Origin of the sequence: Pseudomonas sp. 8Z, assembly GCF_902506535.1 — a bacterium.
In the GTDB taxonomy this organism is placed as follows: Bacteria; Pseudomonadota; Gammaproteobacteria; order Pseudomonadales; family Pseudomonadaceae; genus Aquipseudomonas.
Window position 1 is genome coordinate 1,328,938 of record NZ_LR733827.1, and the last position, 14,786, is coordinate 1,343,723.

Genomic DNA, 14,786 nt, shown 5'->3' on the forward strand with positions numbered 1-14,786 from the left:
TCTTGCCTACGAAGAGATTAAAAGCCTTAGCCATAGCGGCTGTCTCTTCGCTGCCATCAACAGGCAGATGGTGGGTCAAGTCTCCATCCTCGGATGCCAGCAACTGCAAACGGCTAGTCAACAACCGTATGGGACGAACAATGGAAGCCGCCACCCATGCAGCCAACCCCGCTAGCACAGACAATAAAACAGCCAGGGTCAACCATTGTTTCAGGCGTAACTCATCCAATGTTTTTTGCTGCTGCTGCAATTGCTGGTCGATCAGCGTATCGAGACCGTCGATGTAGAAACCAGCGCCAAACGTCCAGCCCCATTTATCCAGGTAACGAGAATAAGACAGCTTGGGATAAGAAGAGCTATCGCCAGGTTTTGGAAAGTAGTACGTGACAAAATCACCACCTCGTTTGGCGGCAGCGATAAGCTCACGAATCAGATAAACACCATGGGTGTCCTGCAGATCCCAGAAGTTCTTCCCTTCATCTTTCCCAGCAAGAAAAATCCGATCCCCTTTGTCGGTATAGCCAAAGAAATAGCCATCGCTGCCATAACGAAGCTCGCGGAGCCGGTCTGCCGCTTGCTTCATGACTTCGGGTGTTTGCGCGTCCGGGCTGTCGTAGAGCGGCTTGATCGCGGTAAAGGCGATATCCATGTAATGCAGCAGCTCATCTTTGCGCGTTTTAAGCAATGTTTCCCGCATCTGCTCAAGGCTGCGCTCACTGAGTGACTGTTGTTCAGAGAACGCCAGTAGCTGCACAACAAGAGCAGTAAGAAAAGCAGGGATAATCGACAACAGCAGGACTTTATTGCGAATGTTCCATTTCATACTACATCCCTGAATATTGGCTTATGGCGCCAATATATCGCCATCTCGAATAAAAATCCTTATCGACTTCTCGACCAGTAAAAAATAAGCGAGGTTAATCCAGCAACATAAGCAGAGGCAATTGAGACTATTCAGTCAAAAAATGTCCATACGCCTAATAGCCTATCTTCTCTTGATTAGACTGATGACGCCTCAATACAAACATTTTTATCGCGCAAAGAAGAAACCCCAGACCGCTTGCGCGATCTGGGGTTTCGTATAGGAGCTTGACGATGACCTACTCTCACATGGTGAAGCACCACACTACCATCGGCGATGCGTCGTTTCACTACTGAGTTCGGGATGGGATCAGGTGGTTCCAACGCTCTATGGTCGTCAAGCAATTCGGTTGGGATCTCGCGGTTAGGCGCTATCCCTTGGATACGTGATAGAGGCTTGNGTGCTCGTGACGGCCAAAAACGAAGCGCTGAGCGGACAACCTGACCGGTTTTGACTGGTCGGTGCGTTCAAAATCGGCAGAGGTCGAAGTCGGCCGGAAATGTCGGGCTATTTCAGACCATCCCTAACGAAACGGTAATGTCTATCATCGCCAAGGGCAAATACATCAGTGTAAGCGGCGCGTAGAAGCGGCGAGAGCGAGAGAAAAATGCGACTAACGGAACTGTGAACATAACCAAGTCCAACGCTCCCCATAGTTGGAATGGTGACGCGTTGAAAAATAGGATATTGGTCGCACTTCCTAGCCCTAGGGAAGGTCTGAACTAGGCCGCTGTTTTTGGTCGACTTCGGCCATTACCGATTTTGAAAGAGGTGAATTGATCATAAAACGGTCAAATCACCTGCTTTTTTCCTGTTTTCGGCCTCCGCAAGCTGCCTGCGGGGGCCGATTCCCACATTACAGGCGCACCTCTCCTGCGCGGCTCAACAAATGTCGGCGTGCCATCCACAGGTTCGATAGAGCGAACAGCGTCACCATCTGGACGGTGTTCTTCGCCAAACCACGAAATCACACCTTCGTGTAGCCAAACTGACGCTTGATCACCCGAAACGGATGTTCGACCTTCGAGCGTGTCTGCGCTTTGGCTTTCTCGATAGCCCGATAGGCTTTGTACTGCTCGCTTTTCTTGTCGTGCTTTTCGTACGTGCTGCGCCAAGCCGCGATCTGCCAGATCACCTGGCGCCCCGCATGTTCCTCGCGCTTCTCGACGCCCGTGTAACCGGCATCAGCCGCCACCATGTTCTCTTCACCGTGCAGCAGCTTGTCCACCTGGATGACATCCGCAAAAACGCGGCAATCCGGAACAGACACCCTGAACAACTACCACCGTATTGCCAGTCCAGTCTCAAAACTAACGTCCCCGAATCCCACACACAACAACGAAAAAGCCCCGCTTCGCGGGGCTCCTCGTATTGCAACGCTGGTCTATCAGACGCCGGAGGCTTCAGCCGCCGGAACGTCCTTGATCGACAGCTTGATACGACCGCGGTTGTCCACGTCCAGTACCAGTACCTTCACTTCCTGACCTTCTTTCAATACGTCGGTGACCTTCTCCACACGCTGATCGCTCAGCATGGAGATGTGCACCAGACCGTCTTTGCCCGGCAGGATGTTAACGAAGGCGCCGAAGTCGACGATGCGCTCAACCTTGCCGACGTAGATCTTGCCGATCTCGGCTTCGGCGGTGATCGCCAGAACGCGCTGCTTGGCAGCATCGGCCGCTTCTTTGGTTTCGCCGAAAATCTTGATCGAGCCGTCGTCTTCAATGTCGATCGAAGCCTTGGTCTCTTCGCAGATGGCGCGGATGGTGGCGCCGCCCTTGCCGATGACGTCACGGATCTTGTCCTGGTCAATCTTCATCGCCAGCATGGTCGGGGCATTGGCCGACAGCTCGGTACGCGACTGGCTGATCACCTGGTTCATCTGGCCGAGGATGTTCAGGCGAGCTTCCAGCGCCTGCTCCAGCGCCTGCTCCATGATCTCTTCGGTGATGCCCTGGATCTTGATATCCATTTGCAGCGCGGTAACCCCCTTGGCGGTACCGGCCACTTTGAAGTCCATGTCGCCCAGGTGGTCTTCGTCGCCGAGGATGTCAGTCAGAACGGCGAATTTCTCACCTTCCAGCACCAGACCCATGGCGATACCGGCAACCGGCGCCTTCATCGGCACACCGGCGTCCATCAGCGCCAGGGAAGCGCCACAGACCGAAGCCATGGAGGACGAACCGTTGGATTCGGTGATTTCCGATACCACGCGGATGGTGTACGGGAATTCGTCGCCCTTCGGCAGCATCGCGGCAACGCCGCGACGGGCCAGACGGCCGTGACCGATTTCGCGGCGACCGGCACCGCCCATACGGCCACACTCGCCGACCGAGAACGGCGGGAAGTTGTAGTGCAGCATGAAGGCATCGCGCTTCTCGCCTTCGAGGGTGTCGAGCAGCTGTGCATCGCGAGCGGTGCCGAGGGTGGCAACGACCAGCGCCTGGGTTTCACCACGGGTGAACAGCGCCGAGCCGTGGGTCTTGTCGAGCACGCCGACTTCGATCTTCAGCGGACGTACGGTGCGGGTGTCGCGACCATCAATACGCGGCTTGCCGTCGACGATGTTCTGACGCACGGTGCGGTACTCGATCTCGCCGAAAGCCGCTTTAACTTCATCAGCCGGGAACTGGCCTTCGCCTTCGCCGGCCAGGGCCGCGACGACTTCATCACGCAGCTCCCCCAGACGGTTGTAGCGATCCTGCTTAATGGTGATGGTGTAGGCCTGACTGATGGCCGCGCCGAACTGGTTGCGGATGGCATCCAGCAGCGGGGTATTGGCGGCCGGAGCCTGCCAGTTCCAGGTCGGCTTGCCGGCTTCGGCAGCGAACTCCTTGACGGCCTGGATCACGGCCTGGAATTCCTGGTGGGCGAACAGTACGGCGCCCAGCATCTGGTCTTCGGTCAGTTCGTCAGCTTCCGATTCCACCATCAGTACGGCGGTTTCGGTACCGGCCACGACCATGTCCAGGCTGGAAGCCTGCAGTTGCTCGTAGTTGGGGTTCAGCAGGTAGCCGGTGTCCGGGTGGAAGGCTACACGCGCGGCGCCGATCGGGCCGTTGAACGGAATACCGGAAACGGCCAGGGCAGCCGAGGTACCGATCATGGCGGCAACGTCCGGATCGGTCTTCTTGCTGGTGGAAACGACGGTGCAGACGACCTGCACTTCGTTCATGAAACCTTCTGGGAACAGCGGGCGGATCGGACGGTCGATCAGGCGCGAGGTCAGAGTTTCCTTCTCGCTCGGACGGCCTTCACGCTTGAAGAAGCCACCCGGGATCTTGCCGGCAGCGTAGGTCTTTTCCTGGTAGTGCACGGACAGCGGGAAGAAGCCCTTGCTCGGATCGGCGCTCTTGGCACCGACCACGGTGACCAGAACGGTGACGTCGTTGTCGACGGTCACCAGCACGGCGCCGCTGGCTTGACGGGCGATGCGGCCAGTCTCGAGGGTTACGGTCGACTGACCGAACTTGAATTGCTTGATTACCGGGTTCACGGTGTTTTCCTTCTCTTTGTTGCCTTGGGGGAAATTGGAAAGAGGCGCGGGAGTCGGACCCGATGCATCCCTCGAAAAGCCAAAAGCTGGAAGCCCAGCGCCCCGAGGTGAGGATCACTCCCCACTCGCGACGCCGAACTCCCAGCTTCCAACTTGTGCAGCTCGCGTCTATTAACGACGCAGGCCCAGGCGACCGATCAGGGCGCTGTAACGAGTGGTGTCCTTACCCTTCAGGTAGTCCAGCAGCTTGCGGCGCTGGTTTACCATGCGGATCAGACCGCGACGGCTGTGGTGATCCTTGCCGTTGGCCTTGAAGTGATCCTGCAGCTTGTTGATGTTGGCGGTCAGCAGGGCAACCTGCACTTCCGGGCTACCGGTATCGCCTTCAGCTTGCTTGTACTCGTTTACGATCTGGGCTTTTTCTTCAACGCTGAGTGCCATGTTGGCTTCCTCTCATCAGGAAACCGCTTTCGCGATTTCAATAGGCCGGGAATCGCTTCCCGTGTTTTAAAAAGAGGCATGACCGTGCCTACTGACAGCCACCCTCGTAACACCGTAACCCGAGAAATTCGGGCCACGGCTTTCGACCTGATGGTCGAATTCCTTTGCCGCCTCAGGCACCGGTGGAAATCAGCCGACGCGGCGCGATACGCCCGTCATCACTGACTTCACCGATGCCGATGAAGCGACCGCTATGATCCTGCACACGCACCATGCCGAACTTCGGCGCTTCCGGTGCACGTACCGGCTGCCCTTGCAGCCAGTAAAACGCGCTGTGCTCGGAGAGCTGCAGCAGCGGCCAATCCTGCAGGCCGCTATCGACCGGTTGCAGGAAGCGATCCAGCGCTTCGTTGCCACCTTCGGCATGCGCCGCTTCCAGCTCCTGCAGAGTCACGGTACGCGACAGATCGAAGGGACCAGCCTTGGTGCGACGCAGTTGCGCCACATGCGCCCCGCATCCCAATACCTGGCCGAGATCCTCGACCAGCGTGCGGATGTAGGTGCCCTTGCTGCAATCCACCGACAAACGTGCCTGCTCGCCTTCAAGGCCGAGCAATTCCAGGCGCGCAATAGTAACAGAACGCGCTTCGCGCTCCACTACTTCGCCTGCGCGGGCCAGCTTGTAGAGCGGCTGCCCATCCTTCTTCAGGGCCGAGTACATCGGCGGTATCTGTTTGATTTCACCGCGAAAACGCGGCAATGCCGCCTCGATTTCGCTGCGACCAACGGTCACCGGACGACGCTCGATCACCTCACCCTCGGCATCGCCGGTGGTGGTGGTCACGCCCAACTGGGCCAAGGTTTCATAGCCCTTGTCGGCATCGAGCAGGTACTGAGAGAACTTGGTCGCCTCGCCGAAGCACAACGGCAGCACGCCCGTGGCCAGCGGATCGAGACTGCCGGTATGCCCGGCCTTCTCGGCATTGAGCAACCAACGTACTTTCTGCAACGCAGCGTTGGAAGTGAAACCATGCGGCTTGTCCAACAGGATGATGCCATCGACCTTGCGGCGAATACGTTTAACCTGCGCCACGCCTTACTCCTTGGAACCCGCGGTGTCGTCGTGCAAACGATCTTCCGCCACGGCACGCTCAATCAGTGCCGACAGGTGAGCACCGCGCTGAACGCTCTCGTCGTAGTGGAAATGCAACTGCGGCACGCTGCGCAGCTTCATCGCCTTACCTAGCTGCATGCGCAGAAAACCGGCAGCGTCGTTGAGTACCTTCAGGCTCTCCTTGACGGCGTCGGCGTCATCCTGCCCCATGACAGTGATGAAGATTTTAGCGTGGCCGATATCACGACTGACATCGACCGCGGTGATGGTCACCAACCCCAGACGCGGATCCTTGACCTCACGCCGGATAAGCTGGGCAAGCTCGCGTTGCATCTGATCGCCGATACGTTGGGTACGGCTGTAATCTTTGGCCATTTCTTACTTACCTTTCCTTCGCCCGCCCACCTGATCGGCAGCGCACGTAAAAGCGGCAAACGCCCGGCCGCGCTTGAGCGGGGCCGGGCGTTGCGTGGTCAAGGGGTTGCGCTTACAGACTGCGCGCCACCTGAACCTTCTCGAACACTTCGATCTTGTCGCCGACCTTGACGTCGTTGTAGCTCTTCACGCCGATACCGCACTCCATGCCGTTACGCACTTCGGCGACGTCGTCCTTGAAGCGACGCAGCGATTCCAGCTCGCCTTCGAAGATCACCACATCCTCGCGCAGTACGCGGATCGGACGGTTGCGGTAGACGGTGCCCTCGATGACCATGCAGCCAGCGACAGCGCCGAACTTCGGCGAACGGAACACATCACGCACTTCCGCGGTACCCAGGATGTTCTCGCGAACGTCGCTGCCGAGCATACCGGTGAGCGCTTTCTTGACGTCTTCGATGATGTCGTAGATGACGTTGTAGTAACGCATGTCGAGGCCTTCGGACTCGACGATCTTGCGCGCACCGGCGTCAGCGCGGACGTTGAAGCCGAACAGCACGGCATTGGAAGCCAGCGCCAGGTTGGCATCGGATTCGGTGATACCACCGACGCCGCCACCGACCACACGTACTTGCACTTCGTCGTTGCCCAGGGTGCTGAGCGAGCCTTGCAGGGCTTCCAGAGAACCACGCACGTCGGCCTTGAGGACGATGTTGAGGGTTTTCTTCTCTTCCTGGCCCATGTTCTCGAAGATGTTTTCCAGCTTGCCAGCGTGGGCGCGGGCCAGCTTGACCTCGCGGAACTTGCCCTGACGGAACAGCGCAACTTCGCGGGCTTTCTTCTCGTCGGCCACCACCATCATCTCGTCACCGGCATCCGGCGTACCGTCCAAACCGAGGATTTCGACCGGGATCGACGGACCCGCTTCCTTGATCGGCTTGCCGTTCTCGTCAAGCATGGCGCGCACGCGGCCATAGTTGACGCCGACCAGCACCATGTCGCCCTGACGCAGAGTACCGTCCTGAACCAGCACGGTGGCCACAGGGCCGCGGCCCTTGTCCAGACGGGACTCGACCACAACACCACGGCCCGGCGCGGTCGGAGTGGCTTTCAGCTCGAGTACTTCAGCCTGCAGTAGTACGGCTTCGAGCAGCTCATCGATGCCGGTACCCATCTTGGCGGAAACATGCACATAAGGTGCGTCGCCGCCCCACTCCTCCGGGATCACGTCGAGAGCGGCCAGGCCGTTCTTGATGTTGTCCGGGTTGGCATCGGGCTTGTCGATCTTGTTCACCGCGACCACGATCGGCACGCCAGCCGCTTTTGCGTGCTGTACAGCTTCCTGAGTCTGCGGCATCACGCCGTCGTCAGCAGCAACGACGAGAATGACGATGTCGGTAGCCTTGGCACCACGAGCACGCATTTGGGTAAACGCGGCGTGACCGGGGGTATCGAGGAAGGTGACCATGCCGCGCTCGGTTTCTACGTGGTAGGCACCAATGTGCTGGGTAATGCCACCGGCTTCGCCAGAAGCAACCTTGGCGCGCCGAATGTAGTCGAGCAGCGAGGTTTTACCATGGTCAACGTGGCCCATGACCGTCACCACCGGTGCACGGGACATGAACTCACCTTCGAACTTCAGCGACTCGGCCAGGGAGTCTTCCAGGGCAGTGTCGCTGACCAAAGTGACCTTGTGGCCCAGCTCTTCAGCAACTAGCTGGGCAGTTTCCTGATCCAGCACCTGATTGATGGTCGCCGGGGTACCCAGCTTGAACATGAACTTGATGATTTCAGCGGCTTTGACCGACATCTGCTGAGCAAGGTCGCCCACAGTGATGGTCTCGCCGATCTTCACATCACGCACCACCGGGCCGGCCGGAGCCTGGAAGCCATGCTGGTTGCGCTTCTTCATCTTCGACTTGCCACCACGGCCGCCACGACGGAAGCCATCGCTTTCCTCGTCGACGCTACGTGGAGCGACGCGCGGAGCCGGCGCCTTCTCTTTGGTGGCCGGGCGATGCTGAGCCGGCTTGCGATCACGACGATCGTCTTCGTCACGCGCCTTTTCAGGACGACGGACTTCTTCTTTCTTGCGCTCGACAGCGACCGCCGGAGCAGCAGTCGGCTCAGCCGCTGCAACGGCAGCAGGAGCAGCAACCGGCGCGGCAGCAGCCGGAGCTTCGGCAACATTACGTTTGGCTTCTTCAGCCGCTTTGCGCTTGCTCTCTTCCTCTGCCTTCAGGCGCTCGGCCTCGGCGGCAGCACGCTGCGCCTCGAGCTCACGCTGCTTCTCGGCTTCAAGCTCTTCAGGGCTGCGCTTGACGAAGGTTTTCTTCTTGCGTACTTCGACGCTGATGGTCTTCTGACCGGCAACCCGCAGGGTGCTGGTGGTCTTGCGCTGCAAGGTAATCTTGCGCGGCTCTTCAACCTTGTCGCCGTGACTACTCTTGAGATGGGCCAGCAGGGCCTGCTTCTCACTATCGGTCACTACTTGTTCGGCACTGCTGTGGGACAGGCCAGCTTCACGCATCTGCTGCAGCAGGCGCTCTACCGGGGTGTCGACCACTTTGGCCAGTTCTTTCACCGTGACTTGCGTCATGCATCTTTCTCCTCAGGCCGCTACCGCTTACTCGAACCAATGGGCTCGGGCGGCCATGATCAGCTTGCCGGCACGCTCTTCGTCGATGCCGTCGATGTCGAGCAAGTCGTCAATCGACTGCTCGGCCAGGTCTTCACGGGTAATCACGCCGCGCAGTGCCAGCTCTAGAGCCAACACCTTGTCCATACCCTCGACTTCCAACAAATCATCCGCCGGGTGGGCATCAGCCAACTTCTCCTCGTTGGCGATCGCCTTGGTCAGCAGACGATCCTTGGCTCGCGCGCGCAGCTCGTTGACGATCTCCTCGTCGAAGCCATCGATGCTGAGCATTTCTTCCATGGGTACATAGGCAATCTCTTCGAGACTGGTGAAACCCTCCTCGACCAGGACTTGGGCCAGCTCTTCGTCGACTTCCAACTCGTCGATAAAGGACTGCACGATGTCGCCGGTTTCCGCTTGCTGTTTGGCCTGAATATCCGACTCGGTCATCACGTTGAGCGTCCAGCCAGTCAATTGACTAGCTAGGCGCACGTTCTGACCGCCACGGCCAATGGCCTGAGCCAGGTTGTCCTCGCCAACGGCGATATCCATAGCGTGGGCATCTTCGTCGACGATGATTGCTGCGACCTCAGCCGGCGACATCGCATTGATCACGAACTGCGCAGGATTGTCGTCCCACAGCACGATATCGACGCGCTCGCCACCCAGCTCACCGGAAACGGCCTGAACACGCGAGCCGCGCATGCCGATGCAGGCGCCTTGCGGGTCAATACGTTTGTCCTTGGAACGCACGGCGATCTTGGCACGCGAACCTGGATCGCGGGAGGCGCCCTTGACTTCGATCAGACCTTCGGCAATTTCCGGCACTTCGATGCGGAACAGTTCGATCAGCATTTCAGGTGCAGTGCGCGACAGGATCAATTGCGGACCACGGTTCTCGGTGCGAATTTCCTTGAGCAGGGCACGCAGACGTACGCCGACCCGGAAGGTTTCACGAGCGATGATGTCCTCGCGAGCCAGCATCGCCTCGGCATTGTTACCCAGATCAACGATGACATTGTCGCGGGTAACCTTCTTCACGGTACCGGAGATGATCTCGCCCAGACGCTCACGGTAGGCATCGACGACTTGCGCACGCTCGGCTTCACGCACTTTTTGCACGATGACCTGCTTGGCAGTCTGCGCGGCGATACGACCAAACTCGATGGACTCGATTTTTTCCTCAAGCACATCACCGATCTTGGCCTTGGCTTCAACAGCCTGCGGCATATCGTCGGTCAACTGGTAAGCCGGATCCTCGAATTCGGACTCATCTACCACAGTCCAGCGACGAAATGTTTCGTAGCTGCCGTTCTGGCGATTGATCGATACACGCAGATCGACCTCGTCCTCAAAACGCTTTTTGGTAGCGGTCGCCAGAGCCAGCTCCAGCGCCTCGAAAATCACGCCGGCCGGTACGCCTTTTTCGTTGGATACCGACTCAACAACTAGCAGTACTTCTTTGCTCATCGTACGCCTCGCCTTTCGCAATCCATTGGATCTGCGCAATCCGCCTCGTTAGCCGCCCGCCACGGGTCTGCATATACGATGCAAACCGGACAGCCACACAACGACGCGCGATCCGCGTCTCAATCAAACCGTGGAATGATATTGGCCTTGTCGATCAGATCGATCGGCAGCAGATATTCGTGGTCATCCACCTGCACCACCACATCCTGCTCCTCCACACCGCGGAGAAGGCCCTGAAAGTTGCGTCGCCCGTCGAAAGGCGAGCGCAGTTTGATCTTTACCTGTTCGCCAGCATGACCTGCGAACTGTTCCAACGTGAACAGCGGCCGATCCATACCAGGAGAAGAAACTTCCAAGGTGTACTCGGAAGTAATCGGATCTTCGACGTCCAGTACACCGCTGAGCTGACGACTGACGATTTCGCAATCGTCGATCAGAATTCCATCAGCCTTGTCGATATAGACACGCAGCAGCGAATGGCGCCCCTGCGACAGGAACTCGATGCCCCAACATTGGTAGCCAAGTGCCTCGACTACTGGGGCCAACAAGGCCTGCAACTGTTCTAGCTTGCTCGACACTTAACGGCCCTCGTGCATGCTGTGCAAATAAAAAATGGGCGAAACGCCCATCCCTTCGAACCGCCAAAAGTTCTGGCGGTGATTGTCTTCCGGCTAGCAAAAGGCCCCTAAAAAGGGGCCTGCCAAAACTGGTTGCGGGGGCTGGATTTGAACCAACGACCTTCGGGTTATGAGCCCGACGAGCTACCAGACTGCTCCACCCCGCGTCAAAGCTGGGCCGGAATTATAAGGCCACCCCCTACGAGGGTCAACCAACACTCCGAAAAACAAGAAAGCCCGCGAACTGCGGGCCTTCTTGAGTATGGTACCGAGGAGGGGACTCGAACCCCTACAGCCTATGGCCACTACCACCTCAAGGTAGCGTGTCTACCAATTCCACCACCTCGGCAAAACTGTTACTGCTTTGGAGCCTCCGGCACATCCGACGAATCAGATGCAGGTGACTTTTGCTCTTCTAGCAACGGAACATCTTCTGATGCCGGTTTTTGCTGAACTTCCAGAGCCGCTGGATCTGGCAGACCAACTTGACTCAATGCTTCAGCTTTTTCTTTAGCAAAGAAGCCTAAGCCCAAGCTAGTAATGAAAAAAGCTGCAGCGAGTATACCAGTAAACTTACTAAGAAAGGTAGAGGAACCTTGGCTTCCGAATACAGTTGCCGAAGCACCAGCACCAAAGGAAGCACCTGCATCAGCACCTTTACCATGCTGCAACAGGACCAGCGCGACAATACCGATTGCACCGATCAGATGCAGAACCACCACGACTGTTTCCAGCATTCTTCAGTTTCCTGCAGCGCGACAGATCGCACCGAATTCATCCGCATTCAGAGAGGCTCCACCCACAAGCCCCCCATCGATATCCTGCATACCGAACAACTCGGCAGCACTGGCAGCCTTAACACTGCCACCATAAAGAATTCTCAGCCCCTCAGCGACACCAGCATCCAACTGCGCAACCTGCGCACGAATTGCCGCATGCACTTCCTGAGCCTGCTCTGGCGTAGCGGTTAAGCCGGTACCAATAGCCCAAACCGGCTCATAGGCAACCACAGCCCTCGCCAGCGACTCGACACCCAGAGCATCAATCACCGCAGCCAACTGGCCACCCACCACATCCAGCGTCGCATTCATTTCACGCTGCTCACGGGTTTCGCCGAGACAAAGCACCGGAACCAATCCAGCAGCTTGCACAGCAGCAAACTTGCGAACGACCACTTCATCGTCCTCACCCAGAATCAGGCGACGCTCGGAGTGACCAATCAGCACAAACTCACAACCCCCGTCGACCAACTGACTTACCGCCAGCTCACCAGTCAGGGCGCCCTGTTCTACTTGCGCTGCGCAATCTTGCGCCCCCACCTTCACCGCGCTCCCACCCAAGCCATGAAGGGCTTGAGCAATATGCAAACTGGCGGGGAAAACCGCGACCTCGACATCGGCAGGCAACACCTGCTGACACAGCCCTTCGATCAGCTCTGCGACGCTAGCGCGGGTACCGTGCATTTTCCAGTTACCTGCAACTAAGGTGCGACGCATGTTTTACCTCGTCGATCAAAGAGGGCGCAGATATTACCCAAGAGCTATCCGGGTAGCAAGCTCAATCATGCACAGACTTCAGCAACAATCCTAGCTAATTCATCGGCATAGCTACGCACGACAGCTTCGTCATCACCTTCGACCATGACCCGTAGCAGTGGCTCGGTACCGGATTTGCGCAGCAAAACCCGGCCACGCCCAGCCATACGCTCGGTAACACGCGCACAGGCGTCCTTCACCGAAGGATGCTCCAGCGGATCGAGCTCACCGGAGAAACGTACATTGATCAGAACCTGCGGGCACTTCTTGACGCCCATGCGCGCCTCAGCCAGCGACTGCCCGCGGCGCTTGAGCGCCATCAACACCTGCAGCGCTGCAATGATCGCATCCCCCGTAGTGGTGTGCTGGAAGCACACCAGATGGCCGGAGTTTTCTCCACCTAGCAACCAGTTACGCGCCATCAGTTCAGCAATGACATAACGATCACCAACCTTGGCCCGCACGAAGGGAATATTCAACTCCTCCAGCGCCAACTCCAAGCCCAGATTGCTCATTAGCGTGCCAACCACACCACCATGCAGTCGCCCGCGCTCCTGCAGATCGCGCGCAATGATGAACAGCAATTCGTCACCATCGACCACCGTGCCAGTGTGATCGACCATCAACACACGATCAGCGTCGCCGTCGAAAGCGATCCCAAGATCCGCGCCCTGAGCCAACACTTCAGCCTGCAGCCCAGCGATATGGGTCGAGCCGCAATAATGATTGATATTGAGACCATCAGGCTGCGCCGCCATGACCTTGACCTCGGCGCCCAATTCACGGAACACGCTAGGTGCGACTTTATAGGCAGCACCATGCGCGCAATCGACAACGATCTTTAATTCCTTGAAGTTGCTGCCCGTAGGCACGCTCCCTTTGCAGAACTCGATATAACGCCCGGACGCATCATTGATACGAGATGCCTTGCCGATCGCAGCCGACTCCACAACAGTCATCGGCTGATCGAGCAACTCCTCGATCATCAGCTCGACATCATCGGGAAGCTTCGTGCCTTCACTGGAGAAAAACTTGATGCCGTTATCGTCATGTGGATTATGTGAGGCGCTGATGACGATGCCAGCATCGGCCTGGAAGGTACGCGTCAGGTAGGCAATAGCAGGCGTAGGCATCGGACCGAGCAACTGCACGTCTGCCCCAGCAGCAGCCAAACCAGCTTCAAGCGCTGACTCAAACATATACCCAGAGATTCGCGTGTCCTTACCGATCAAGATGCGGCACTTGCCCTGCTTACGAAATGCCATACCGGCAGCCCAGCCCAGCTTGAGGACAAAATCCGGAGTGATGGGAAACTCACCGACACGCCCACGAATACCGTCGGTGCCGAAGTATTTTCTAGCCATTACGCGTTCCTTGTTATTGCGCTGCCTGTACTGCAGCAATCATCCGCACAACGTCAACCGTTTCGGCGACATCATGCACACGCAAAATATGTGCACCCTTGGTAAGGGCCAGGGCAGCCAGCGCCAAACTTCCGGATAAGCGCCCATCCACTTCGTGACCAAGCACCTTGCCGATCATGCTCTTACGCGAAACACCAACCAGCAAGGGACGACCCAGCACACGAAGACCATCCATGCGCCGGAACAACGAAAGATTATGCTCCAGCGTTTTGGCGAAACCGAAACCTGGATCAAGCACAATACGCTCGACAGCAATCCCCGCCGCCGTACAAGCAACCATACGTTCGGACAGAAAGCCCTGCACCTCGTCAAGGATATCTGGGTAGCACGGGTCATCCTGCATATTCCCGGGCTCGCCACGCATATGCATCAAACAGACAGGCAGGCCAGTATCAGCCGCAGCATCCAGCGCGCCGTCACGCTGCAGTGAACGCACGTCATTGATCAGCCCAGCACCAAGCCGCGCGCTCTCACGCATAACAGCAGGCGTCGAGGTATCGACGGAAATGATCACATCCAGCTCACGAGCGATCGCCTCGACCACTGGCGCCACACGCTCAAGCTCCTCCGTAGGTGAAACCGTACGCGCACCCGGACGCGTCGACTCTCCACCAACATCAATCAGCGAAGCACCTGCCTCGACCATTGCTTCAGCATGACGCAAAGCTGCATCGCGCTGGGCGAAGCGGCCACCGTCAGAAAAGGAATCAGGCGTGACGTTGAGAATCCCCATCACTTGCGGACGGGATAAATCAAGAAGCCGACTACCACAAGGTAGTCGGCTTGGCATTTGTACATCGGACATCAATGAACC

11 protein-coding genes, 2 tRNA genes, 1 rRNA gene and 2 pseudogenes are annotated in these 14,786 nt (G+C 57.7%); all 16 read right to left on the reverse strand.

The annotated features are described in order from the left end of the window. Positions 1-4: 4 nt before the first annotated feature. A pseudogene (locus tag AERO9A_RS22970) lies at positions 5-823 on the reverse strand (cache domain-containing protein); the annotation flags it as partial. 264 nt (positions 824-1,087) lie between these two features. Continuing rightward, positions 1,088-1,203: ribosomal RNA gene (gene rrf / locus AERO9A_RS19020) — 5S ribosomal RNA — on the reverse strand. Positions 1,204-1,718: 515 nt separating this feature from the next. Further along, positions 1,719-2,141 (reverse strand): annotated as a pseudogene (locus AERO9A_RS19025) (transposase). A gap of 108 nt (positions 2,142-2,249) precedes the next feature. Beyond that, the gene (pnp, locus tag AERO9A_RS19030) at positions 2,250-4,358 is read right to left on the reverse strand and encodes a polyribonucleotide nucleotidyltransferase (RefSeq protein ID WP_159973476.1); all 2,109 of its coding nucleotides are present in this window, start codon (positions 4,356-4,358) and stop codon (positions 2,250-2,252) included. A gap of 171 nt (positions 4,359-4,529) precedes the next feature. Next, on the reverse strand, positions 4,530-4,799 hold the full coding sequence (gene rpsO / locus AERO9A_RS19035) for a 30S ribosomal protein S15 (protein ID WP_011914369.1): 270 nt from the start codon (positions 4,797-4,799) through the stop codon (positions 4,530-4,532). Between the two features lie 172 nt (positions 4,800-4,971). Further along, positions 4,972-5,892 (reverse strand): tRNA pseudouridine(55) synthase TruB, encoded by a 921-nt coding sequence (gene truB, locus AERO9A_RS19040; protein WP_159973477.1) that lies wholly within the window; start codon positions 5,890-5,892, stop codon positions 4,972-4,974. Between the two features lie 3 nt (positions 5,893-5,895). Continuing rightward, on the reverse strand, positions 5,896-6,288 hold the full coding sequence (rbfA, locus tag AERO9A_RS19045) for a 30S ribosome-binding factor RbfA (RefSeq protein WP_159973478.1): 393 nt from the start codon (positions 6,286-6,288) through the stop codon (positions 5,896-5,898). A 112-nt stretch (positions 6,289-6,400) separates the two neighbouring features. Beyond that, the gene (infB, locus tag AERO9A_RS19050; RefSeq protein ID WP_159973479.1) at positions 6,401-8,887 is read right to left on the reverse strand and encodes a translation initiation factor IF-2; all 2,487 of its coding nucleotides are present in this window, start codon (positions 8,885-8,887) and stop codon (positions 6,401-6,403) included. 27 nt (positions 8,888-8,914) lie between these two features. Further along, positions 8,915-10,396 (reverse strand): transcription termination factor NusA, encoded by a 1,482-nt coding sequence (gene nusA, locus AERO9A_RS19055; protein WP_159973480.1) that lies wholly within the window; start codon positions 10,394-10,396, stop codon positions 8,915-8,917. 119 nt (positions 10,397-10,515) lie between these two features. Further along, positions 10,516-10,974 (reverse strand): ribosome maturation factor RimP, encoded by a 459-nt coding sequence (gene rimP / locus AERO9A_RS19060; RefSeq protein WP_159973481.1) that lies wholly within the window; start codon positions 10,972-10,974, stop codon positions 10,516-10,518. A gap of 129 nt (positions 10,975-11,103) precedes the next feature. Then, positions 11,104-11,180: transfer RNA gene (locus tag AERO9A_RS19065), tRNA-Met, on the reverse strand. A 96-nt stretch (positions 11,181-11,276) separates the two neighbouring features. Continuing rightward, positions 11,277-11,362: transfer RNA gene (locus AERO9A_RS19070), tRNA-Leu, on the reverse strand. A 7-nt stretch (positions 11,363-11,369) separates the two neighbouring features. Then, a complete protein-coding gene (gene secG / locus AERO9A_RS19075; protein ID WP_159973482.1) occupies positions 11,370-11,750 on the reverse strand; it encodes a preprotein translocase subunit SecG in 381 nt (126 codons plus the stop codon). Between the two features lie 3 nt (positions 11,751-11,753). Continuing rightward, the gene (gene tpiA / locus AERO9A_RS19080; RefSeq protein WP_159973483.1) at positions 11,754-12,509 is read right to left on the reverse strand and encodes a triose-phosphate isomerase; all 756 of its coding nucleotides are present in this window, start codon (positions 12,507-12,509) and stop codon (positions 11,754-11,756) included. Positions 12,510-12,574: 65 nt separating this feature from the next. Continuing rightward, entirely contained in the window at positions 12,575-13,912 is a 1,338-nt protein-coding gene (gene glmM / locus AERO9A_RS19085) for a phosphoglucosamine mutase (protein ID WP_159973484.1), read from the reverse strand. Positions 13,913-13,925: 13 nt separating this feature from the next. After that, a complete protein-coding gene (gene folP, locus AERO9A_RS19090; protein WP_159973485.1) occupies positions 13,926-14,777 on the reverse strand; it encodes a dihydropteroate synthase in 852 nt (283 codons plus the stop codon). Positions 14,778-14,786 lie beyond the last annotated feature (9 nt).